Origin of the sequence: Hymenobacter lapidiphilus, assembly GCF_013377885.1 — a bacterium.
Lineage (GTDB): Bacteria > Bacteroidota > Bacteroidia > Cytophagales > Hymenobacteraceae > Hymenobacter > Hymenobacter lapidiphilus.
The window spans coordinates 117,595-138,203 of record NZ_JABKAU010000004.1; the positions used below are offsets into that span (position 1 = coordinate 117,595).

The following is a 20,609-nucleotide window of genomic DNA, read 5'->3' on the forward strand; positions in this document are numbered from 1 at the left end:
CCCACCGGCCAAAATTCCCTTATGCTGCGCCGAGTCGTTCAGAATTTTACCACCCGCCTGGCTACGGCCCTGCTCAGCTTCGGGGTGGTATGGCTGACGGCGCGCTACCTGGGGGCGGCAGGCCGGGGCGCGGTTAGCCTGTTCGTAACCGACTGCGCGGCCATTCTGCTCTTTATCGGGCTGCTGGGTGGCTCCTCGCTCATTTACCTGGCTCCGCGCCGCAACCTCTGGCACCTGCTGCTGCCGGCCTACGGCTGGGCAACGCTGGTGTGTGTGCTGGGCACGGGCATGGTAGCGCTGCTGCGGCAGCCCGAACCCTCGTACCTGCTGCACTTGGGCATATTGAGCCTGCTACAGGCTTTTTTCTCGATAAACACGGCCCTGCTGTTGGGCCGCCGCCGCGAGGCCATCTACAACCTACTCACGCTCGCCCAGGTGGCGCTGCTGGCCGGTACATTGCTGCTGGCGTTTAAGCTTGGTGGGCGCTGGGTTTCCGTTGAAACCTACTACTACGCCGCCTACCTGGCCTTCGGGCTGCCACTGCTACTGAGCCTGATGCCACTGCTGCGCCTGCCCGACCCGCGCCGCCGCCACGGCCGCCGGCTGCGGGCCACCACCCGCGAGCTGGCCCGCCACAGCCGGGGGGCGCACTTTTCCAACGTGCTGGCCTTCGCCAACTACCGGCTGGGCTACTATTTCGTGGCCTACTTCGCCGATGCCCGGGCCGTAGGCGTGCTTTCGGTAGGCGTGGCCCTGATGGAAGCCATCTGGCTGATTCCACGCAGTGCGGCCCTGGTACAATACGTCGATCTGGTGAACACGCCCGGTGGCAGCCCGCTGCCCGAATCGGCGCTGCGAGTGGGGCGGCTGGCAGTGCTGGGCACGGCCGCGGCCGTGCTGGTGCTGGTGGCAGTGCCGCCCGCCGTGCTCACGGCCGTGTTCGGCCGCGAATTCGGCCCTGCACAGACGGTGATGCAGCTGCTGGCTCCCGGCTCGGTTATGATGGCCGTGCAGATGCTCATCAGCAGCTATTTTGCCGGCCGCGCGCAATACCGCATCAATAACGCCGCCGCTGTGGCCGGCTTGGCGCTCACGCTGGCCGGGGGGCTGCTGCTGATTCCGCGCCTGGGTATTGAGGGTGCGGCGCTGGCTTCCACGCTCTCCTACACTGCCTCCACTGCCTTCCTGCTCTGGCACTTCCGCCGGACCACAGGTCTGGGCATCACCTCCTTCCTGCCCGGCCGCACCGACATCACCCGCGCCTGGCAGCTCCTGCGGAGCCGTTAATGCGCCGCGCCCGGCCAGAGGGCTTCTTCATCAGAATAGCCGACCTCGCTTACTTGCTGCCAGCCACTCGCACCGTTACCTCAAAGGCGGGCACCGGGTCGGCCAGCGGGTTAGGCGACTGCGTGGGGAGCGGAACCGGTAAATACAGGGCGCAGAGCGTGTTTTCGACCTGGGTGAGCTGGCCCGGCGCGGCGGCCGGCAATCCGTCGAGGATACCCGCCAGCACCTCCCAACGGGGCCGACCAGGCTGACGGCTGGCATCGTGCCACACTACCACCGTTTCAGGCCCTACCAGGTGCTCGAATACCCGCTGCGTATCAGTACGCACGGCCTCGTACCGGTGGTCACCATCGATAAACACCAGGTCGAAGTGCCCCAGCGCGGCTAAATTGTAGGTAGCGGAGTTACCGTGCAGGTGTGTTACGTTGGGCAGAGGGCGCGAGAAGTAACCGTGTAGCTCGATGTAGCGCTCCGGCAGCCCCAGTGCCCGCAGCTCTTCAGCCGCCAGATTAAGCGTCTGAACCTCGGCGGCTACGGCCGCTACGTTGGCCGCGCTTTCGCCCCGCCACGTCCCGATTTCAAAGTATCGGCAGTCGGGCTTCCGGCGAGCCAGCGCCCGCAGCAGAGCCAGGTCGGTGGGCAACGAGCCACCGTCGCGGAAGGCAAAGGGCGCAACTGTTTCGCCGGTAGCCGACAGCAGGGCCGTCAGCGGTACCACTGGCAGCCCGCCTGTTGGCGCTACGCCCCACCGGCCCGCGTGGCGCAACGCCCGGGCCTGCCAGCTGGTTTCGTCGGCGGCCAGCACGTGGTTAAGCAGCCAGGGGTTACGAAGCAGGCTCCCGAGCCCGCGCAGGGTTTTGCTGAGCTTTGACAAAAGGGGAGAGAGTGAAATGGTGAGTGTAGCCGTTTCAGCCACGCGGCCGGAAAAGCCGGCGGCGCTTACTTGTATTATCCGTGCCGATTCTCCCCTAGCTGATGGGCACCTTACGCAGGATGGCCTCAATCATGTCCTGGGTGCGGATACCGTCGGCCTCGGCTTCGTAGTTGAGCAGGATGCGGTGGTTGAGCACGTCGGCGGCCACGTCCTTGATATCCTCGGGGAGCACGTAGTCGCGCTCATCGAGGAAGGCCACGGCCTTGGCGGCGCGGTGCAGGGCAATACTAGCCCGGGGGCTTACCCCAAACTGCAGGTACTGCTGGAACTCGGGCAGGTCGTACTCGGCCGGCTTGCGGGTGGCAAACACCAACTCGATGATGTACTTCTCCAGTGTCTCTGAAATTTGCACCTGATTGATCTGGTGCCGAATGCCGAAGATATCGTCGCGCGTGAGCACCGGGCGCACATCATCCATGTAGCTCAGGTTAGCCATGCGGCGCATCACCTCCAGCTCGTCGGTTTTCTTGAGGTAATCGACGTGCACTTTTAGCATGAATCGGTCGACCTGGGCCTCGGGCAGTGGGTAGGTTCCCTCCTGTTCCACCGGGTTCTGGGTGGCCAGCACCAGAAACGGCAGATCGAGCGGATAGGTGGTTTCACCGATGGTCACCTGCTTTTCCTGCATGGCCTCCAGCAGGGCACTCTGCACTTTAGCCGGAGAGCGGTTCACCTCATCAGCCAGCACGAGGTTGGCGAAAATCGGCCCCTTCTTCACCTCGAACTCCGAGCGGCTCTGGTTGTAAATCATGGTGCCCACCAAATCGGAAGGCAGCAGGTCAGGCGTGAACTGCACGCGTTGAAAGTGCAAATGCAACACCTTAGCCAAGGTGCTTATTGTCAAAGTTTTGGCCAACCCCGGCACACCTTCAAGCAGCACGTGCCCGCCGGTAAATAGCCCGATCAACAGCCGGTTCACCATGTACTGCTGGCCCACCACCACCTTGCTCATTTCGGCAAACGCCTGCCTTATTTTCTGCTGGTAATCGTCGGAAGAGAGCATAGCGGAAGACATAGGCACAGGGCGGCAAGCGGAAGTCAGGAGCTTAAAGGTAGAAATTTGGCTTCGTTCGGACCCACCCCGCCGTTGCAATTCCGGCCCGGCAGCCCGCTAAACGAAAAAGCAGCCCCGCGCTTGCGAAGCTGCTTTTCATAAGTACCAGAGACGGGACTCGAACCCGTAAGCCACTGAAGGCAAGTGAGTTTAAGTCACTCGTGTATACCATTCCACCACTCCGGCCTATCGCTGCTGCTGATTTTTGCCGCGGTAATTTTTAGTCTGCGCGTGGCAATTTGGGCAAAGCACCTGCAAGTTAGCAATCCGATGATCATTATTGATGCCGTTCTTATGGTGAAGCTCCAACGGAATAGCTTGACCCTGCCACTCAGTCAGATTACATTGTTCACACTGATACGGCTTCCACCCTTCTTTAAGTAACCGACCACGTAGCCCGTGAGTAAAAGCATAGGCAGAGTTTTCTACGAGTATTTCTTCCAGCTTAGCCTTTCGGCCAAAGGCTTTATACCGCGCGCCTTTATTCCACCCCGCCCCCGTCCAGTGGCTCGTATCCAGCCCCAAGCGAGCAACACGGGTATGCACCGTTTTGTAGTTGCCGCCGGCCGGCACCAGCCCGATGCGGCTTAGCACCTGCCGCACCGAGAGGCTTTCGGCGACGGCCTGCCGAAACGCATCATCGGTGCTCAGGCATTTGCGGGTGTTGGCCATACCGGCAAGAAACGAAAAAACCTGCCGGATGGGGCAGGTTTTTCGTGTTGGAGCGGGAGACGAGGTTCGAACTCGCGACCTCGACCTTGGCAAGGTCGCGCTCTACCAGCTGAGCTACTCTCGCTTGAGATTCAAACGCCCTGGAGCGTTTTGGTGTGACAAAGGTAGTACAGCAAATCCTGAAGTCAAGCCCCGGCCCTAAAAAAACCGGTTGATTCGGGCCGTTTAAAGGCTTTTGCTTTGATTTTCAGGCAGAAAATTTTTCATCCCCGGGCGCTGCCATTACCGAAACTTGTCCTGGGCCGGCAGCCCGACCGGCCAAAAACCAAGCCGGGCCGCCGGTGCACAGGGTTATTTGCCGCCCACCGCCAGCTTCAGCTCGTTTAGCTTCAGGAGGGCCTCGATGGGCGTTAGCGTGTTCACATCCAGCTTCTCCAACAGTTCGCGCAGGCGTTCCAGGGCCGGGTCGGCGGGCTCGAACATGCTGAGCTGCAGGCTGGGGCGCGGGGCCGAATGTACGGCGGCGGTCGGCTGAGCCTTAGGACCCGCTGGCCGCTGCCGTACCTCGGTGGGGGTGACGCGGCCGTTCAGGGGCACCACTTTGCCGCCGGAAGCGTCGTCAGTGTCATCGTTGAGGCCCACCAACAGGTCATCAAACTCGGTGGGCTGGTCGGTTTCGACGCCGGTAGAGGCCCGCTCCTGCTCCAGGTGGTGCATGATTTCATTAGCCCGCAGCACGACGGCCGTGGGCATACCGGCCATGCGGGCCACGTGGATGCCGAAGCTGTGTTCGGAGCCGCCCTCGCGCAGTTTGCGCAGGAACAGGATGCGGCCGTCGGCCTCCTTCACGGCCACGTGGTAGTTGCGCACCCGCGGGCAGTCGGCGGCCAGTTGGTTGAGCTCGTGGTAGTGGGTGGCAAACAGCGTTTTGGCCCGCGCCCGGGGCGAATTGTGCAGGTGCTCCACAATGGCCCAGGCAATGCTGATGCCGTCGTAGGTACTCGTGCCGCGCCCGATTTCGTCCATTAATACCAGGCTCTGATCCGACAGGTTGTTGAGAATGGACGCCGTTTCGGTCATCTCCACCATGAAGGTACTTTCGCCCTTGCTCAGGTTGTCGGAGGCCCCTACGCGGGTGAAAATCTTGTCGATTACGCCGACGTGGGCAGCATCGGCGGGCACGAAGGAGCCAATCTGGGCCAGCAGCACAATCAGGGCCGTTTGGCGCAGCAGGGCCGATTTACCGGCCATGTTGGGGCCCGTTATCACCACAATCTGCTGCTCGTCCTGGTCGAGGCGCAGGTCGTTGGGAATGTACTGCTCGCCGGGGGGCAGTTGGCGCTCAATCACGGGGTGGCGGCCGGCCGTGATGTCGAGGGTCGTGCTGTCATCGACCACGGGTTTCACGTAGCGGTGCTGGCGGGCGATGGCGGCAAAGGAAGCCAGGCAGTCGGCTACGCCGATGGCGCGGGCGTTCTGCTGCACCTGGGGCACGTATTCGGCGGCCGTGAGCACCAGCTCGGTATAGATGCGCTGCTCGATGATGAACAGTCGCTCCTCGGCGGTCAGAATCTTCTCCTCGTACACCTTCAACTCCTCGGTGATATAGCGCTCGGCATTCACCAGCGTCTGCTTCCGAATCCAGGTGGCCGGCACCTTTTCTTTGTGCGAGTTGGTTACCTCGAGGTAGTAGCCAAACACCTTGTTGTAGGCGACTTTGAGCGAGGAAATACCGGTTTCCCGGATGGCTTCCTGCTGCAGCTTAAACAGGTAATCCTTGCCAGAGCCGGCCATACGGCGCAGTTCATCCAGCTCAGCATCAATATTATCGAGCAGCACGCCGCCCTGATTGGTGAGGATAGGCGCGTCTTCCCGGATTTTGGCCTGGATTTCCTCGCGCAGCGTGGCGCAGGGGTTGAGCTGCTCGGCCAGCTTCTGCAGGGCCTTCACGCCCGAGGCAGCCAGCTCGTCGCGGATGGGGCCGATGGCTTCGAGGGCGCGGGCCAGCTGCAGCAGCTCGCGCGGATTGATGCGGCGTACCGCTACCTTGGAAATCAGCCGCTCCAGGTCGTTGATCTGGCGCAGGTGCTGCTGCAGGTTTTCCAGCAGCTCGGGAGTTTGCAGCAGGGCGTCCACGGTGTCGAGGCGGCGCTGAATCTGGGCCGCCTCTTTGAGGGGCAGTACCACCCACTTGCGCAGCAGCCGTGCCCCCATGGGCGTTATGGTCTGGTCGAGAATATCGATGAGCGGCACGCCGCCGGGGTGCTGAGCCTGCACCAGCTCCAGGTTGCGCACCGTAAACCGATCCAGCCACACGTACTTATCCTCCTCCAGCCGCCCGATGCTGCCGATGTGGCTCACATTGGTATGCTTGGTTTCGGCCAGGTAATGCAGCACGCAGCCAGCGGCGGTTATGCCCTCGCGCAGCCCATCAATGCCGAAACCCTTGAGCGAGGTGGTGTTGAAGTGGCGCGTGAGCAGCTCGTGGCCGTAGTCGTGGCCAAACACCCATTCTTCGAGGGCGAAGTGGCAATAGTCGGGGCCAAAATGCTCCTCGAACTCCTGGCGGCTTTTCTTGCAGAACAGCACCTCGGCCGGCTGGAAATTCTGGAGGAGCTTACCCAGGTACTCAATGGTGCCCTGGGCCACCAGAAACTCGCCGGTACTGATATCCAGGAAGCTGATACCGGCCTCCTGTTTGCCGAAATGCACGGCGCAGAGGTAGTTGTTGGCGCGGCGCTCCAACACGTTGTCGTGCAGGCTCACGCCGGGCGTTACCAGCTCGGTTACGCCGCGCTTCACGAGGCCTTTGGCCTGCTTGGGGTCTTCGAGCTGGTCGCAGATGGCCACGCGTTGCCCGGCCCGCACCAGCTTGGGCAAATACGTATCGAGCGAGTGGTGGGGGAAGCCGGCCAGTGGGGTTTCCGAAGCCGTGCCCGCTCCTCGCTTGGTGAGCGTGATATCGAGGATGCGCGAAGCCGTTACGGCATCCTCGCCGAAGGTTTCGTAGAAGTCGCCCACCCGGAACAGCAGCACCGCGCCGGGGTAGGTTTGCTTGAGCTGCTGGTACTGCTTCATCAGCGGCGTATCGGCCACCGGGGCGGGCCCCAGCGTACCGTGCGTGCGGACGGGCTTCTTTTCTTTAATGACTTTCAATTTCAGTTGATCTTGTATAGTTCCCGGTTGTCAGTAAAGGGGCGTGTCATGCTGAGCGAAGCCGAAGCATCTCTACCGTATCTCTACCGTATCTCTACCGCTTCGTTGCAGCCGAATAGGTTAGCGTTGTGGTAGAGATGCTTCGCCTTCGCTCAGCATGACGTGCTGTTTGCCTGTTCGACCCAGACCGATTCGTTCTCAACACCCTGCGGCCCGGCGGGCGTTCCTACCTTTGCCGGATGCGCAAACTCTCGATGGACGAACTGAACCGGCTGACGGTGGCCGACTTCAAAAATACGCGAAAATTCCCCCTCACCCTCGTGCTCGACAACGTGCGCAGCCTGCACAACGTGGGCGCGGCCTTCCGTACGGCCGACGCCTTTGCGGTCGAGAAAATCTGGCTCTGCGGCATCACCGGCCGGCCGCCCCACCGCGACATCACCAAAACGGCCCTGGGCTCCACCGACTCGGTAGCCTGGGAGTATGCGCCCACTACCCCGGAGGTATTGCACCAACTGAAGGCCGCCGGCTATATGCTGATAGCCGTGGAGCAAACCACCACCAGTGTGCTACTGCCCGACTTTGCCATTGACGCCGACCAGCCTTATGCTCTGGTGATGGGCAACGAGGTGTTTGGGGTAGAGGACGAGGTGCTGGCGCTCTGCGACGCGGCAGTGGAAATCCCGCAGTTCGGCACCAAGCACAGCCTCAACGTGAGCGTGGCGGCGGGCGTGGTCCTGTGGGAGTTCATAAGTGCCATGAATCGCCAAAAATCCAGTTAATGCGCTGGCCTGTTGAAAAGGATATAAAATGCCGTAATCTTTTTTAAAATTACGCTAAATAATACCCCGATTGGGCGTAAGTTTGGAATCAGGAATAGCCACCGTGGCTCACTTCTGTAGCTTAGCACCTATTTACACCCGCTTAATGAACCCAACTTTTACTCCTGCGGCCCGGGCACTGGCCGTTGCGGCTCTGCTGGCCCTACCCAGCCTGGCCGCCGCCCAGAATGCTACCTCCGACAACCGGGGTCTGCAGGCGCTGCAAAACCGCGCAGCCAGCCTCGGCCTGGTAGCCACCGATGCCGCCGACGCGGCTGTAACCAGCCAGTACACCGATGCCCGCAACGGTGTTACCCACGTGTATCTGCGCCAGCGGGTGCAGGGCATTGAGGTGTACGGAGCCGTAGCCAACGTGCACCTGACGGCCGCCGGCAAGGTGGTAAGCCTGCACAGCAGCTTCCAGCCTGGCATCGAAGTACTCGCCCGCGGCGCGGCACCCACGCCCGGCCTCTCGGCCCAGCAGGCGGTAGGAGCTGCCGCCCGTGCGTTGGGCATGCCCGCACCCGGCAACCTTACGGTACTCAAGGCCGGCTTGGCTGCCGAGGGTATGGAGTTCAGCAACGGAGGAATTTCGCTGGATAAGATTCCGGCCAAGCTCATGTACCTGCCACTGGCCGACGGCTCGCTCCGGCTGGTGTGGGATGTAACGCTGGCCCCGCTCAGCGGCGACCATTACTGGAACGCCCGGGTAGACGCCTCATCGGGCGTGCTGCTCGACAAAAGCGACTACACCGTGTCGGACGATTTCAGCATGATGAACCTGACCCGGCCCCTGACCCAGGCAACGGTTGCGGCGGCTATCAAGGCTACGCCCGCCACCCCGGCCCGGCCAACGGCCGCGCCCAATAGCTACAACGTGTGGCCCCTGACGATTGAAAGCCCCATTCATGGCCCGCGGCAGGTGGTTACTGACCCCGCCGACCCGAAGTACTCGCCCTTCGGCTGGCATGATACCGACGGCGTAACCGGTGCCGAGTACACGACCACGCGCGGCAACAACGTACACTCCTACGACGACTCGCCTAACAACAACAACACCGCAAGCACCAACTACAGCCCCGACGGTGGCAAAGACCTGATCTTCGACTACCCGTTTGATGATTCGAAGAACGCCCCTGCGAAGAAAAACCAGGACCTCGCCATCACCAACCTGTTCTTCTGGAACAACCTGATGCACGACGTAATGGCCAAAAAAGGCTTCGACGAAGCCAGCGGAAACTTCCAGGCGAACAACTACACCGGCCAGGGCAAAGGTGCCGACTACGTGCAGGCCGAAGCGCAGGACGCCTCCACGGCTTCGCCCGTCCGGCTCAACAACGCCAATTTCTCGACACCCCTCGACGGGAGCCGTCCCCGCATGCAAATGTACCTGTGGGACCGTTCGGAGTTGAACGTGGCCGTTACGGCTCCCAGCACGCTGGCCGGCCCACTGAACGCGCTGGAAGGCTCACTGGGCCGCAGCCTGCAGGCCGTGGGGCCCATCACGGGCAAGCTGGTTGTAGCCGACGATGGCTCGGCCAAGCCCGAGCGCGGCTGCAACTCGCCGCTCGTGAATGCGGCGGCCATCAGCGGCAATATTGCCCTGATTGAGCGCGGCAAGTGCGGTTTCGCTTTGAAAATTAAGAACGCGCAGAATGCCGGTGCCCGCATGGTTATCATGATGGACAGCATTCCGAACTCTACCACACTCACCCGCATGGGCGGCGCGGCCCCCGACAGCGTTGGCCTGCGGATTCCATCGGTTTTCATCACCAAAAGCGAAGGTGAGAAGCTGAAGATTGCAGCTCGCGCCGGCCAGGAGGTTACTATTTCTGCCTCGGGCCAGGTGTTTTACCGTGATGGTGACTTTGACAACGGCATTGTTGCCCACGAGTATGGCCACGGCATTTCGACCCGCCTGACCGGCGGCCCTAACGTTAGCTGCCTCAATAGCGCCGAGCAGATGGGTGAAGGCTGGAGCGACTTCTTTGCGCTCTGGATGACTACCAAGCCCGGCGACGTGAGCACCACCGGCCGCGGCATTGGCACCTACGCTTCGTTCGAGGCCACTGATGGCGGCGGCATCCGGCCCACCCGCTACAGCACCGACATGAAAATCAACCCTGCTACCTATGCCCTGCTGGGCACCGGCAGCTACGTTACTGCCGCCGACGGTACCAACCCGGTACATGCCATTGGCTACATTTGGGCTACTACCCTCTGGGATTTGAACTGGGAGCTGATTGCCAAGCATGGCTACAATACCGACCTGAAGTCTTCTACCGGCGGCAACAACATTGCCCTGCAGCTGGTGATTGACGGCCTCAAGCTTCAGCCCTGCCGCCCAGGCTTCATCGATGGCCGCAACGCCATTCTGAAGGCTGACTCGGTGAACAACAAGGCGGCCAACTCGGCGCTTATCTGGCGTGTATTCGCTCGTCGCGGTATGGGCTTCAGCGCCAGCCAGGGCAGCAGCAGCAGCCTTACCGACCAGAAGGTGGCTTTCGATATGCCAACCGTGGTACTCGCCAACAACAAGCAGCTCAACGCCGCTCTTCTCGACGTGTACCCTAACCCGGCCAGCAACCAAGTGCTCATCCGTACCCAGGTAAGCAGCTCGGTGCCGGTGCAGGTAGAGCTGGTTTCGGTACTCGGACAGCGCGTATTCACCCAGACTATTTCGGCGGCCCGCCTGCAAAAGGATGGCCTGACGGTGAACACCTCCTCGGTAGCACCGGGCCTGTACCTGGTACGCCTGACTACCTCGGAAGGCACGCTTACCAAGAAGCTGCTGGTGCAACACTAAGCACTACCCTTGATCTTAAATTGAAAAAACGCCCGGCAGCCTGCCGGGCGTTTTTTTTGTTGCTACCAGCACCGTCCATCCAAGGCGGGCGCAATGCCCCGCTTCCTTCTATCTTGCTCCCGATGCCCGACTTCCCTCGTCCCGATGCTGCCCTGCAGGGCCTGCGGCCCACCGTAGCTGCCGAAACCGCCGCCACTCCCGCTACGGCCGGCGACTTTCTGCACGCCACCCTGCGGCCCGTGCTCAAGCTCCAGAACCCACTGTTGCTGGCCGTGGTGGCCGATTTTGTGCGCGACCACCACGTGCCGCTGGCCTCGGCCGACCCCGCCGACCGGCTCCGGCTGCTGACTGGGCTGCTGGGCCGCAACACCAAGCTGCGCTATACAGTGGTGGGGCTGATAACCGGCCAATTCACGCAAGCCGAGCTGGCCTTCTATCGTCAAAACCGCTCCGAACTCAACCGTCGCCTGCTGGAGCTGGCCACCCGCCGGGTACTGGACCAGACCGATGTTGTAGTTGCACTGAGCGTGGCCCCATGAGTACGCATTACGCCATGCTGGGCCTGCCCGCCAGCGCCTCGGCTACCGATATTAAACAGGCTTACCGCAAACTGGTATGGCTGACGCACCCCGACCGCACGCCCGACCCGGCTGCCCACGCGCGGTACCTAGCCGTGAACGAGGCCTACGAGGTGCTGAGCAACCCCAGTCGCCGCGCCAACTACGATGCCGCCCTGGAGTGGCGGGCCCCGCCCCGCGCTCCGGCCCCGCCGCCCGCCCCCAATGCGCCGCCGGGCCCCAGAGCCCACAGCCCGGCGGCCCGGCCTCGCCGGCCACATGCGCCCCCGCCGCATGTGCTGTATGCGAAGCAGTTCGCCTGGGCCCTGCCGAAGCTGCGAATGGTGGCCGTGGTGAGCGTGCTTTTCGCCTTAGCCGTGCTACTGGACTGTCAACGCTCAGAGTTACTGCCAAATGAGCGCGTGCAGGCAGCTGACTTTTACAGCAACTACGGTTTCACGGTTTCTACCGGCAATACCCTCATCCGAGGTTGGAAAAATGTGGATCTGGCGGTCGGTGACCTGCTGGAAGTGTCCCGGACGCCTTGGTTGGGCAAGATCAGGTCAGTACAGGTAACGTCGGGCGCATCGCAGGGCAGCCACCTCACCGTTAATACGTTTAAGCTGGTTCGGCTGCTTTCAATAGTGGTGCTGGTCACGGCTGGCGCAGTATTGTCCGGTGGGCTTCGCCCCGACCAAGCCTTTTCGGCCGGCTTTGTCAACTGCGTCGGCCTGCTCTTCCTGGGCATCTGCCTGCTGATGATTTAGGAGCAGGGCCATACTTTTTCAGTTCTGGTGTGTACACAGCAAAGGGCCTTACCGCACCAAACAGCCGTAGTAACGGCTCATTGTGGCGCGGTGAGGCCCTCCGAAAACTGGCAACCAGCCAGGCTCTTCTGCTTACTTCATATTCACGAACTGCAGGGGCTGGCCGATGTCGGCGCTGCGAAGCGCGGCAATGGCGGCCTGCAGCTCGTCAATCTTCTTGGCCGACACCCGCACCTGGTCATCCTGCATCTGGGCCTCCACTTTCACCTTAGCGTCTTTGATAGCCTTGATGATTTTGCGGCCCGCGTCTTTATCGATGCCGGCGCGCACTTTCACGGCTTTCTTCATCATAGTGCCGCTGGCGTGGGCCTCTTCCGTGAAGTCGAGGGCCGTACCATCGATGCCCTGCTTTACGAGGCGGGTGAGCACGATGTCTTCGAGGGCCCGGATCCGCATGTCGTTTTCCGAGGTGAGGGTGATGACGTTCGTTTTCTTATCGAGTTCGATGCCGCCTTTAGTATCGCGCAGGTCGTAGCGGGTCTGGAGCTCTTTCTTGGCCGTGTTCACCGCGTTTTCGAGGGTCTGCGGATCAACTTTACTTACAATATCGAAGGAGGGCATAGGAAGAGGAAAAAGTGAAGAAAGAGTAGACACTGCCTTAACGCAGAAACAGGTGGCAAAGATAAGGGCGCGCCGCCGGCCGGCCGATGACAACAGGCTTTGCGCATTATTCCCGTATTTAGGTGCCGCTCATGTCCATCATCACGCCCCACACGCCGGCCCACTGGGCGGCTTACTACCGCCTCCGCTACGAGGTGCTGCGCCAGCCCTGGCAGCAGCCCCCCGGCTCGGAGCGCGCCCCCGACGACGACGCGCCCACTACCACCCACGCCCTACTCCTGGCCCCCGCCGACACCACTCAGGCCATTGGTGTGGGCCGCCTGCATTCCTCGGGGCCGGGGCAGGGGCAGTTGCGCTTTATGGCCGTGGCACCCGCCTGGCAGGGCCACGGCGTAGGCCAACAGCTGCTGGCACACCTCGAAGCCTCCGCCCGGCAGCAGCAGCTGCACGAAATAGTGCTCCACGCCCGCGCCGAAGCCGTGCCGTTTTACGAACGAGCCGGTTACGCAGTAGTGGCACCTTCGCACATGCTTTTCGGCCGCATTCCGCACTTTCTGATGCGTAGGGAGCTGGTTGGCGACAACACCGAAGCCCCATAGATAGCCGCCAGCCAGTAGCCTAAATCGGCTACAGATACCGCAGAACACCTGCCTTTATTCGTCCACCCCGTTTCATTCTCATGAATAGTTCGCTCGATATCAGTGCCCTCATTGCCACCTACAACCAAATCAACCACTACGGCCGCGCCAACGGCATGATGCTGCACGTCGACCAGCCGGGCAACATCCGCTACACCATGCGCGTGCTCGACGAGCACCTCTCCTCGCCCAACACCTGCCACGGCGGCGTACTGGCGGGCCTCATGGATGCGGCGCTGGGTGCGGCGGCCCTTTCGCTGGCTTTCACGGCCGGCGAGCTGGTTTCTACGGTCGAATTCAAGATGAACTACTTCCATCCGGTATACCTGCACGACGAGCTGGAGGCCCACGGCAGCATCGAGCACACCGGCAGAACCCTGCTCGTCACCACCACGACCATTCGCTGCCCCAGCCGCGACAACTTGGTAGTGGCCCGCGGCCTGGGCACCTTCAACCGCTACCCCGCCACCAAGCGCGACTTCCGCGACCTGCTGTTCCCCGGCACTGCCTGAGCTGTTAGCTGTTAGCTGTTAGCTGTTAGCTGTTAGCTGAAAAACGAAGAAGGCCCTGCACTCGATTGAGTGCGGGGCCTTCTTTTTGTTGAATTATTGGGGCTTCTGAACGAAGGCTAACAGCTAGAAGCTCTCAGCTAACAACTCCAAAAAACTACAGGCGCTCGGGCGAGCTGGCCGATTCGTGTTCCTCGTGCTCGTCGCCGTAGTTATCGTCGTCGTCGTCCTCTGCACCATCCGGAATTTCGGGGGCATCGACTTTGCGCACGTTGCGGGCGCAGTCTTCGTCGCGGTGGTTGCGGCCCACCGTGAACTCCACCCAGTCGCCTTCCTGCAGCTCGTTGAAGTCGCCCTCCGACATATCGGCGTAGCTAAAGAACAGGTTGTTGGGCGGCATCACCACAAAGCCGAAGCCGTTTTTGAGGTTTTTGATGGTGCTCATGCCGATGGTACCAACCGGGCCGGCGGCCGTGGGGCCGGTGGGGCGCACGGGCTTGGTGCTGGGGAAAGCGGCCGGCTCGGGCGTGTTCACGAACAGCGACTCAATCAGGTCGTCACCATCGGTGAGGCCCTGGTCGATGATTTCGTGCATCTGCACCGGGTAGGTAGCCTGGTCGAGTAGCTGCTGCGAGGCGCGCGTTACGCGGTTCTCGCCTTTAAAATCGGTGTATTTAAAGTCCCAGTTGAGCAGCATAACGCGCGTGCCCACGGTGTTCAGCTTCTTGATGAGGGGCGCGTAGTCCGAGTCGCCGGCAATAAGCACCACCACGTCGAGGCTCTTGTGGATGGACAGCTCCAGGGCTTCGAGCGAAAGCCACACATCGATGCCCTTTTCCTGCAGACGGCCGTCGCGGGTTTTCAGGGGCATGTAGTGGGTGGCGATGCCCATATTCATGAGGATATCGTCGAGCAGCCGGTCATGGAACAGCCGGTCCTTGTCGCGGGCTTCGGTAGCCGAGAGGCGGCCACGGAAGAAGTGCGAGTCGATGATCTGGCTCAGACGCACGTCTACGTCCTCCTCCTCGGCTACCTGATGCCGGATAAACTCATGCAGGCCTTCGAGGCTGATGCGGGCTTTACGATCGTGCTGGAAGTAGTAGTAATCACTGATTTTCAGGAAATAATTTCCGTCATAAAAAATACCAATCCTGATCAGCGGGCTATTCATCTGGTTCATAAAGAAATCTGGTTAAGCGCGAAAAAAGTAAGCGAAACGGTTGTGGATGAGTGAGAGAACAACTGACCGTCTTCGGAGCCGAAGCCGGTGCAAAGGTACAGCTTGTTGAGGTTACGATATGGTAATAATCCATAGCGGCAATACAGCGCCCGTACTCTGCCGGCAGCGGAGTGAGGCATGCTGAACGCTGCTTAGCCGGGCAATTGGCTGACAGCATGAATGCTAGGCGACCATAGACTATTTGTGAGGCAGCTACCAGGAACTGATTGGCAGAGCATGCTATGAAGTTATCGTTAACTACAGTGCAATACTAAAACATCGCCGGCTTTTAAGCCAATCTGCAGAATACTAATTTCTTAATATTCCTTAACTGGCCGTAGCCGACTGCTTTTCCAGCCACCGGATTCTGCCGGCTTTTCCTGGTTAAGTCCAATTAGCATCCATTCCTCCAGTTTCCCCGCCGACTGCGAAGTTTGTGAGCTTGCCTGTACCGAAAGATACGTTTCAGGGGCGTGCCCGGCCGGGAAATTCGGCCAATCGCCCTATTTTATGGCCCGGGATACTGTTGCAGCAAGCCAACCGCCTGGCCGCACCAACCGGCAATACCGCCGGACCAACCGCTTAAAACTGCAGACGACTTACGATTAGAGCCAGCACGAGCACAGCGTAGGCGACGCAGATAACGACTTCGAGCAGATTGCCGCTTTTGGAGCCGGTGCGGATGAGTGGGATTCCCAGGCTCGCATCGGCCAGGGGCATAAACCACTTGACACCGGCCTTGGTGAGCGAGTCGGCCAGCAGGTGCGACACGTAGCCGCCGCCCGCAAACAGGGCCACGCCGTGCCAGCCCAGGCTCTGGTTGGCCAGGTGCCCGATGTAGGTCCAGGCGGCGGCGGCCCAGAGCGTGTGAGTGTAGGAACGGTGGCTGGTGAATGGGGCCAGGGAGATGAAGCAGCCCAGCATGCTCAGCCACACGAAGCCGGTGTAGAGGCCCGCCACCACCGTGCAGAGGCCGGTAAAGAGCAGCGCCAGCTTGCGGGTGGAGTCGCCCTGCATGGCCGCGCCCACCAGCCCGAAGGCCAGGGCTACCGTGAAGGCCAGCCGCCGGTCGGCGCCGGGCGTGAGCTGCCACTGCGCGTAGGCGGCTACCACGGCGGCCACTAATATAAAGGCCCAGCGCACGTAGTTCTGGGCGAAACCGAGGCGCTTACTCAGGCGTGAGGCGGGGTGGTCGAGGTCGGGGGCCAGGGCCGAGAAGCCGGCCAGGGCAATGCCGGCCGGCGAGAACGGTATGCCTGGCACGAGACCCGCCACGGCTACACCGGTAATCAGGCCAATGGCCAAATGAGAAGAACCGCGCAATTTTAGTTGTTGTGAGGGGATTAACGGTTACAAAAGAACGTCATGCTGAGCGAAGGCGCAGCCGCAGTCGAAGCATCTCTACCGAAATGCTATTCCAATCGTCAGTAATTACTAATGCGGTAGAGATGCTTCGACTGCGGCTGCGCCTTCGCTCAGCATGACGTTCTTTTGTTCACTACTACCCGCTAAAAACTGCCGCCGCTGCCTTTCAGGCCGTTGTGCATATCCTGAACCTCGTTTTCGAGGTGGGTGAGGCACTGGCGGAAGGCATCTTCTGCCTCCGACTGCTCCTGCCGGGGCAGGGGGCCATCCTGGCGCACATGCTCGCTGATGAGGCGTAGCTGCTCCACCATGCCGTTCCACTCCTCGTTGCTACCTGCTGCTGTCTGCTTGTCTGCCATAGCTTTAGGTGCGGAGCTCGGCCCCGGTGCCGCGTGAAGAGGGAAGGTACGAAGGGAACCGGCAAAAGTTGCGGAAACTTTCCGGGGCCGGCCGTGGTATTGACTAGCGCGCGAGCCGCGCCATGTGCCCGTACTGCCCGACCGGTTTTGCTCCCGGCCGGGCTTCTACCGTTGCCGGCTGCACTATTTTAGCCGCGCCGTTATCCTGATTTTCGCTTTAGCCGCCCCGCCCTTTGCAGGTTTCCGACTTCCTCAAGCTCTACCTCCTCGACCCCACTGTACTCACCGTGGGCGCCCGCCTCAACCCGGCCACCCGCCGCTCGCTCGGCAAGGACGCCGATAAGGCCGAGGCTGCTCCTGCCCGCCTGCATTTGCGCGGCTTAGTAGGCTCGCAGGATGCCGTGCTGGCCGCCGCGCTGCACCACAACTACCCCCAGCAGCCCCAGCTCTTCATCCTCCACGACCGCGAGGAAGCGGCCTACTTCCTGGCCGACCTCCAGCACCTGCTGCCCGACGAGGAACCCCTGATGTTCCCCAGCTCCTACAAGCGCCCCTACGCCTTCGACGAGACGGAAAACGCCAACGTGCTGATGCGGGCCGAGGTGCTCAATCGGTTGAATACGCGTACCCAGAATGAGGCAGCACCCCCGACTACGGCCAAAGCAGCGGCGACGGCAGCTCCTGGCAAAAGCTCACTTAACGGACTTGCCAAGGCGGAATCGGCGGATGCTCCTGCGCCGAAGGAGAAGGAGCTAAACGGCGCCCTCATCGTTACCTACCCCGAGGCGCTGTTCGAGAAGGTAATCAACAAGAAAAGCCTGGTGGCCAACACGTTTATCGTGAAGGTGGGCGATAAGCTCGACGTGAACTTCATCAGCGAGATGCTGGCCGAGTACGACTTCGAGCGGAGCGACTTCGTGTACGAGGCCGGCCAGTTTGCGGTGCGCGGCGGCATCGTGGACATCTTCAGCTACGCCAACGAGCTGCCCTACCGCATCGAGCTGTTCGGGGATGAGGTGGAGACGATTCGCACGTTTGACCCCGAGAGCCAGCTTTCGGTGGATAAGAAAAGCCAGGTGAGCATCATCCCGAACGTGCAGACCAAGCTGCTGCAGGAGACACGGGAGGCTTTTCTGGACTTTATTCCGGGCGATACGGCCATTTGGGCCAAGGATTTGCGCCAGACCCTGGACGTGGTAACCGAGTCGTTTGAGCGGGCCGAGGCCAACTTTCAGCAGCTGATGGCTGGGGCGGCGGGCATGCAGATTGTGAGCAAGCCTGACGATTTGTTTGAGTCGGGCAAGAGCTTTAAGAAGCTGCTGGAGGGCTTTGCGGTGGCCGAGTTCGGCAAGCGGTTCTACTTCAAAACCGGCGAGAGTTTCACGTTCACGGCCAAGCCCCAGCCCAGCTTCAACAAGGACTTCGGGCGGCTGGTAAAGAACCTGCACGAAAACCAGCTCAACGGCTACACCAACATCATTGCCGCCGAATCGGTGCGGCAGGCCGACCGGCTGCGCACGATTTTCGACGAGCTGGACAACAACGTGCAGTTCCAGCACCTGCTGCTGGGGCTGCGCGAGGGCTACATTGATGAGACGCTCAAGCTGCTCGTTTACACCGACCACCAGCTGTTCGAGCGGTTTTACCGGGCCCAGGAGGGCCGCAAGTTCTCCAAGAAAAAAGCCCTCACCCTCAAGGAACTGCGCACGCTGGTGCCCGGCGACTACGTAACCCACCAGGACTACGGCATTGCCCGGTTCGCGGGCCTCACTCAGGTCGAAATCAACGACCGGATGCAGGAGGCCATCCGGCTGATTTACCGGGATGATGACGTGCTGACCGTGAGCATTCATGCCCTGCACAAGATTGCCAAGTACAGCGGGGCCGAGGGCACGCCGCCCACCATGAGCAAGCTGGGCTCGCCGGAGTGGGAAAACAAGAAAAAGGCCGTTAAGAAGAAGGTGAAGGACATTGCCGCCGAGCTGATTCGGCTGTATGCCAAGCGCAAAACCGCCCCCGGCCACGCCTTCGCCCGCGACTCGTTTATGCAGGCCGAGCTCGAATCGAGCTTCATTTACGAAGACACCCCCGACCAGGGCAAGGCCACCGAAGACGTGAAGCACGACATGGAGCAGCCCCACCCCATGGACCGGCTGATATGCGGCGACGTGGGCTTCGGCAAGACGGAAATAGCCATCCGGGCCGCGTTTAAGTCGGTGGCCGATGGCAAGCAGGTGGCCGTGCTGGTGCCCACCACCATTTTGGCCATGCAGCACTACAAAACGTTCCGGGAGCGGCTCTCGAACCTACCCGTAACGGTGGAGTACGTGAACCGCTTCAAGAGCACCAAGCAGATAAAGGAGACGCTGGGCCGGGTGGCCGAGGGCAAAACCGACATCCTCATCGGCACCCACCGCCTCACCAACAAGGACATCAAGTTCAAGGACCTGGGCCTGCTCATTATCGATGAGGAGCAGAAATTCGGCGTGAAAACCAAGGACAAGCTCAAGGAGCTGAAGGTGAACGTGGACACGCTCACGCTCTCGGCCACGCCCATTCCGCGCACCCTGCACTTCTCGCTGATGGGCGCCCGCGACCTGAGCGTGATTGCCACGCCGCCGCCCAACCGCCAGCCGGTGCAAACCGAGCTGCACGTATTCGACGAGCTGCTGATTCGCGACGCCGTGGCCCGCGAGGTGAAGCGCGGCGGGCAGGTGTTTTTCGTGCACAACCGCGTGAAGGACATCGAAGAAATGGCCGCCATGATTCTGCGCCTCGTGCCCGACGCCCGCATCACCTACATTCATGGGCAGATGGAGGGCGACCAGCTCGAAAAGCGCATGATGAAGTTCGTGGACGGCGACTACGACGTGCTGGTGAGCACCAACCTCATCGAAAGCGGCCTCGACATTGCCAACGCCAACACCATCATCATCAACCGCGCCCACATGCACGGCCTGAGCGACCTGCACCAGATGCGGGGCCGCGTGGGCCGCTCCAACAAAAAGGCCTACTGCTACCTGCTCACGCCCCCGGTGGCCGGTTTGCCCTCCGATGCCCGCAAGCGCCTGAGCACGCTGGAGGAGTTCTCCGACCTCGGCGACGGCTTCAAGGTGGCCATGCGCGACCTCGACATCCGGGGCGCGGGCAACCTGCTGGGCGGCGAGCAGTCGGGCTTCATCAACGATTTGGGCTTCGAAACCTACCACCAGATTCTAGACGAGGCCGTGACCGAGCTCAAGGAAACCGAGTTCCGCGACCTGTTCCTCGGCGACCCCACCCAGCGCCTGCAGCAGGCCGCCGCCACGGCCGGCCCCAGCGAGTGCAGCATCGAAACCGACCTGCAGGTGCTGATTCCCGACGGCTACGTGAGCAACGTGTCGGAGCGGCTGCAGCTCTACAGCAAAATGGACCGCGCCAAAGGCCCCGAGCAGCTGCGCAAGCTGCTGGCCGGCATGGTCGACCGCTTCGGCCCGCTGCCCGAGGAGGTGGAGCAGCTGGCCGACATCGTGCGCCTGCGCTGGCAGGGCCGCCACGCCGGTTTCGAGCGCCTCACCTACAAGAAGAACGTGCTCAAAGGCTACATCGCGGCCGAAAACAACGCGGCCTACTTCCAGAGCGACACCTTCGGCAACATCCTCTCCTATGTGCAGACCCACCCCAACTCGGCCACCCTAAAGGAGCGCAAGCAGCAGCTCATCCTCAGCCTCGAAAACGTGACCAGCGTAGCCGCCGCCAAGCGCCTGCTCAGCGAGCTAGGCAGCGAGGAGCCGGTGGGGGTGTAGGGAATTTTATACAAGAGTACAGCATCTTTCATAGCTCAATAGCTATACTCTTGTATAAA

At 61.3% G+C, this 20,609-nt stretch carries 16 protein-coding genes and 2 tRNA genes; 8 read left to right on the top strand and 10 right to left on the bottom strand.

The features are described from left to right. Window positions 1-21: 21 nt before the first annotated feature. Entirely contained in the window at window positions 22-1,287 is a 1,266-nt protein-coding gene (locus HW554_RS03315) for a lipopolysaccharide biosynthesis protein (RefSeq protein ID WP_176906929.1), read from the top strand. A 49-nt stretch (window positions 1,288-1,336) separates the two neighbouring features. Here the strand turns inward: HW554_RS03315 and HW554_RS03320 are convergent, their stop codons facing one another. From HW554_RS03320 to mutS, 6 genes are all read right to left on the bottom strand, one after another. After that, entirely contained in the window at window positions 1,337-2,161 is an 825-nt protein-coding gene (locus HW554_RS03320; protein ID WP_176906930.1) for a class I SAM-dependent methyltransferase, read from the bottom strand. 94 nt (window positions 2,162-2,255) lie between these two features. Then, complete coding sequence (locus HW554_RS03325) at window positions 2,256-3,224, bottom strand: AAA family ATPase (RefSeq protein ID WP_176906931.1); 969 nt, start codon at window positions 3,222-3,224, stop codon at window positions 2,256-2,258. Between the two features lie 154 nt (window positions 3,225-3,378). Beyond that, window positions 3,379-3,461 (bottom strand) — tRNA-Leu (locus HW554_RS03330). Then, a complete protein-coding gene (locus tag HW554_RS03335) occupies window positions 3,462-3,947 on the bottom strand; it encodes an HNH endonuclease signature motif containing protein (RefSeq protein WP_176906932.1) in 486 nt (161 codons plus the stop codon). It abuts the tRNA gene before it with no gap. 48 nt (window positions 3,948-3,995) lie between these two features. Beyond that, window positions 3,996-4,071: transfer RNA gene (locus HW554_RS03340), tRNA-Gly, on the bottom strand. Between the two features lie 227 nt (window positions 4,072-4,298). Continuing rightward, window positions 4,299-7,025: a DNA mismatch repair protein MutS gene (mutS, locus tag HW554_RS03345; RefSeq protein WP_246285092.1), complete on the bottom strand. Its 2,727-nt coding sequence runs from the start codon at window positions 7,023-7,025 to the stop codon at window positions 4,299-4,301. Between the two features lie 317 nt (window positions 7,026-7,342). Between mutS and HW554_RS03350 the strand changes: the two genes are divergently transcribed. From HW554_RS03350 to HW554_RS03365, 4 genes are all read left to right on the top strand, one after another. Further along, window positions 7,343-7,885 (top strand): RNA methyltransferase, encoded by a 543-nt coding sequence (locus tag HW554_RS03350; protein ID WP_176906934.1) that lies wholly within the window; start codon window positions 7,343-7,345, stop codon window positions 7,883-7,885. A 145-nt stretch (window positions 7,886-8,030) separates the two neighbouring features. Continuing rightward, window positions 8,031-10,730 (top strand): T9SS-dependent M36 family metallopeptidase, encoded by a 2,700-nt coding sequence (locus HW554_RS03355; protein WP_176906935.1) that lies wholly within the window; start codon window positions 8,031-8,033, stop codon window positions 10,728-10,730. A 122-nt stretch (window positions 10,731-10,852) separates the two neighbouring features. Then, complete coding sequence (locus HW554_RS03360) at window positions 10,853-11,269, top strand: hypothetical protein (RefSeq protein ID WP_176906936.1); 417 nt, start codon at window positions 10,853-10,855, stop codon at window positions 11,267-11,269. Beyond that, complete coding sequence (locus tag HW554_RS03365) at window positions 11,266-12,054, top strand: J domain-containing protein (RefSeq protein WP_176906937.1); 789 nt, start codon at window positions 11,266-11,268, stop codon at window positions 12,052-12,054. The genes HW554_RS03360 and HW554_RS03365 overlap by 4 nt, the downstream gene beginning before the upstream one ends. 132 nt (window positions 12,055-12,186) lie before the next feature. Here the strand turns inward: HW554_RS03365 and HW554_RS03370 are convergent, their stop codons facing one another. Next, the gene (locus tag HW554_RS03370) at window positions 12,187-12,675 is read right to left on the bottom strand and encodes a YajQ family cyclic di-GMP-binding protein (protein ID WP_176906938.1); all 489 of its coding nucleotides are present in this window, start codon (window positions 12,673-12,675) and stop codon (window positions 12,187-12,189) included. A gap of 131 nt (window positions 12,676-12,806) precedes the next feature. Between HW554_RS03370 and HW554_RS03375 the strand changes: the two genes are divergently transcribed. Together HW554_RS03375 and HW554_RS03380 are read left to right on the top strand one after the other, a co-directional pair. Continuing rightward, on the top strand, window positions 12,807-13,274 hold the full coding sequence (locus tag HW554_RS03375) for a GNAT family N-acetyltransferase (RefSeq protein WP_176906939.1): 468 nt from the start codon (window positions 12,807-12,809) through the stop codon (window positions 13,272-13,274). A gap of 80 nt (window positions 13,275-13,354) precedes the next feature. Beyond that, window positions 13,355-13,825: a PaaI family thioesterase gene (locus HW554_RS03380; RefSeq protein WP_176906940.1), complete on the top strand. Its 471-nt coding sequence runs from the start codon at window positions 13,355-13,357 to the stop codon at window positions 13,823-13,825. A gap of 154 nt (window positions 13,826-13,979) precedes the next feature. Here HW554_RS03380 and HW554_RS03385 read toward each other — a convergent pair whose 3' ends face one another. The 3 genes from HW554_RS03385 to HW554_RS03395 all read right to left on the bottom strand — a co-directional run bounded on the left by HW554_RS03385 (window position 13,980) and on the right by HW554_RS03395 (window position 16,765). Beyond that, complete coding sequence (locus HW554_RS03385) at window positions 13,980-14,993, bottom strand: NYN domain-containing protein (RefSeq protein WP_317170460.1); 1,014 nt, start codon at window positions 14,991-14,993, stop codon at window positions 13,980-13,982. A gap of 630 nt (window positions 14,994-15,623) precedes the next feature. Continuing rightward, window positions 15,624-16,364 carry a metal-dependent hydrolase gene (locus tag HW554_RS03390; RefSeq protein WP_176906941.1) on the bottom strand — a complete coding sequence of 247 codons (741 nt, stop codon included), beginning with the start codon at window positions 16,362-16,364 and terminating at the stop codon, window positions 15,624-15,626. 185 nt (window positions 16,365-16,549) lie between these two features. Further along, window positions 16,550-16,765 carry a hypothetical protein gene (locus HW554_RS03395; RefSeq protein ID WP_176906942.1) on the bottom strand — a complete coding sequence of 72 codons (216 nt, stop codon included), beginning with the start codon at window positions 16,763-16,765 and terminating at the stop codon, window positions 16,550-16,552. A gap of 233 nt (window positions 16,766-16,998) precedes the next feature. Between HW554_RS03395 and mfd the strand changes: the two genes are divergently transcribed. Next, window positions 16,999-20,550: a transcription-repair coupling factor gene (mfd, locus tag HW554_RS03400; protein ID WP_176906943.1), complete on the top strand. Its 3,552-nt coding sequence runs from the start codon at window positions 16,999-17,001 to the stop codon at window positions 20,548-20,550. The last annotated feature ends 59 nt before the right edge of the window (window positions 20,551-20,609 follow it).

Coding starts and splice junctions, on each gene's coding strand:
- HW554_RS03315 (WP_176906929.1), top strand. CDS start 22: ATGCTGCGCCGAGTCGTTCAGAATTTTACCACCCGCCTGGCTACGGCC.
- HW554_RS03325 (WP_176906931.1), bottom strand. CDS start 3,224: ATGCTCTCTTCCGACGATTACCAGCAGAAAATAAGGCAGGCGTTTGCC.
- HW554_RS03335 (WP_176906932.1), bottom strand. CDS start 3,947: ATGGCCAACACCCGCAAATGCCTGAGCACCGATGATGCGTTTCGGCAG.
- mutS (WP_246285092.1), bottom strand. CDS start 7,025: ATGAAGCAGTACCAGCAGCTCAAGCAAACCTACCCCGGCGCGGTGCTG.
- HW554_RS03350 (WP_176906934.1), top strand. CDS start 7,343: ATGCGCAAACTCTCGATGGACGAACTGAACCGGCTGACGGTGGCCGAC.
- HW554_RS03355 (WP_176906935.1), top strand. CDS start 8,031: ATGAACCCAACTTTTACTCCTGCGGCCCGGGCACTGGCCGTTGCGGCT.
- HW554_RS03360 (WP_176906936.1), top strand. CDS start 10,853: ATGCCCGACTTCCCTCGTCCCGATGCTGCCCTGCAGGGCCTGCGGCCC.
- HW554_RS03365 (WP_176906937.1), top strand. CDS start 11,266: ATGAGTACGCATTACGCCATGCTGGGCCTGCCCGCCAGCGCCTCGGCT.
- HW554_RS03370 (WP_176906938.1), bottom strand. CDS start 12,675: ATGCCCTCCTTCGATATTGTAAGTAAAGTTGATCCGCAGACCCTCGAA.
- HW554_RS03375 (WP_176906939.1), top strand. CDS start 12,807: ATGTCCATCATCACGCCCCACACGCCGGCCCACTGGGCGGCTTACTAC.
- HW554_RS03380 (WP_176906940.1), top strand. CDS start 13,355: ATGAATAGTTCGCTCGATATCAGTGCCCTCATTGCCACCTACAACCAA.
- HW554_RS03385 (WP_317170460.1), bottom strand. CDS start 14,993: ATGAATAGCCCGCTGATCAGGATTGGTATTTTTTATGACGGAAATTAT.
- HW554_RS03395 (WP_176906942.1), bottom strand. CDS start 16,765: ATGGCAGACAAGCAGACAGCAGCAGGTAGCAACGAGGAGTGGAACGGC.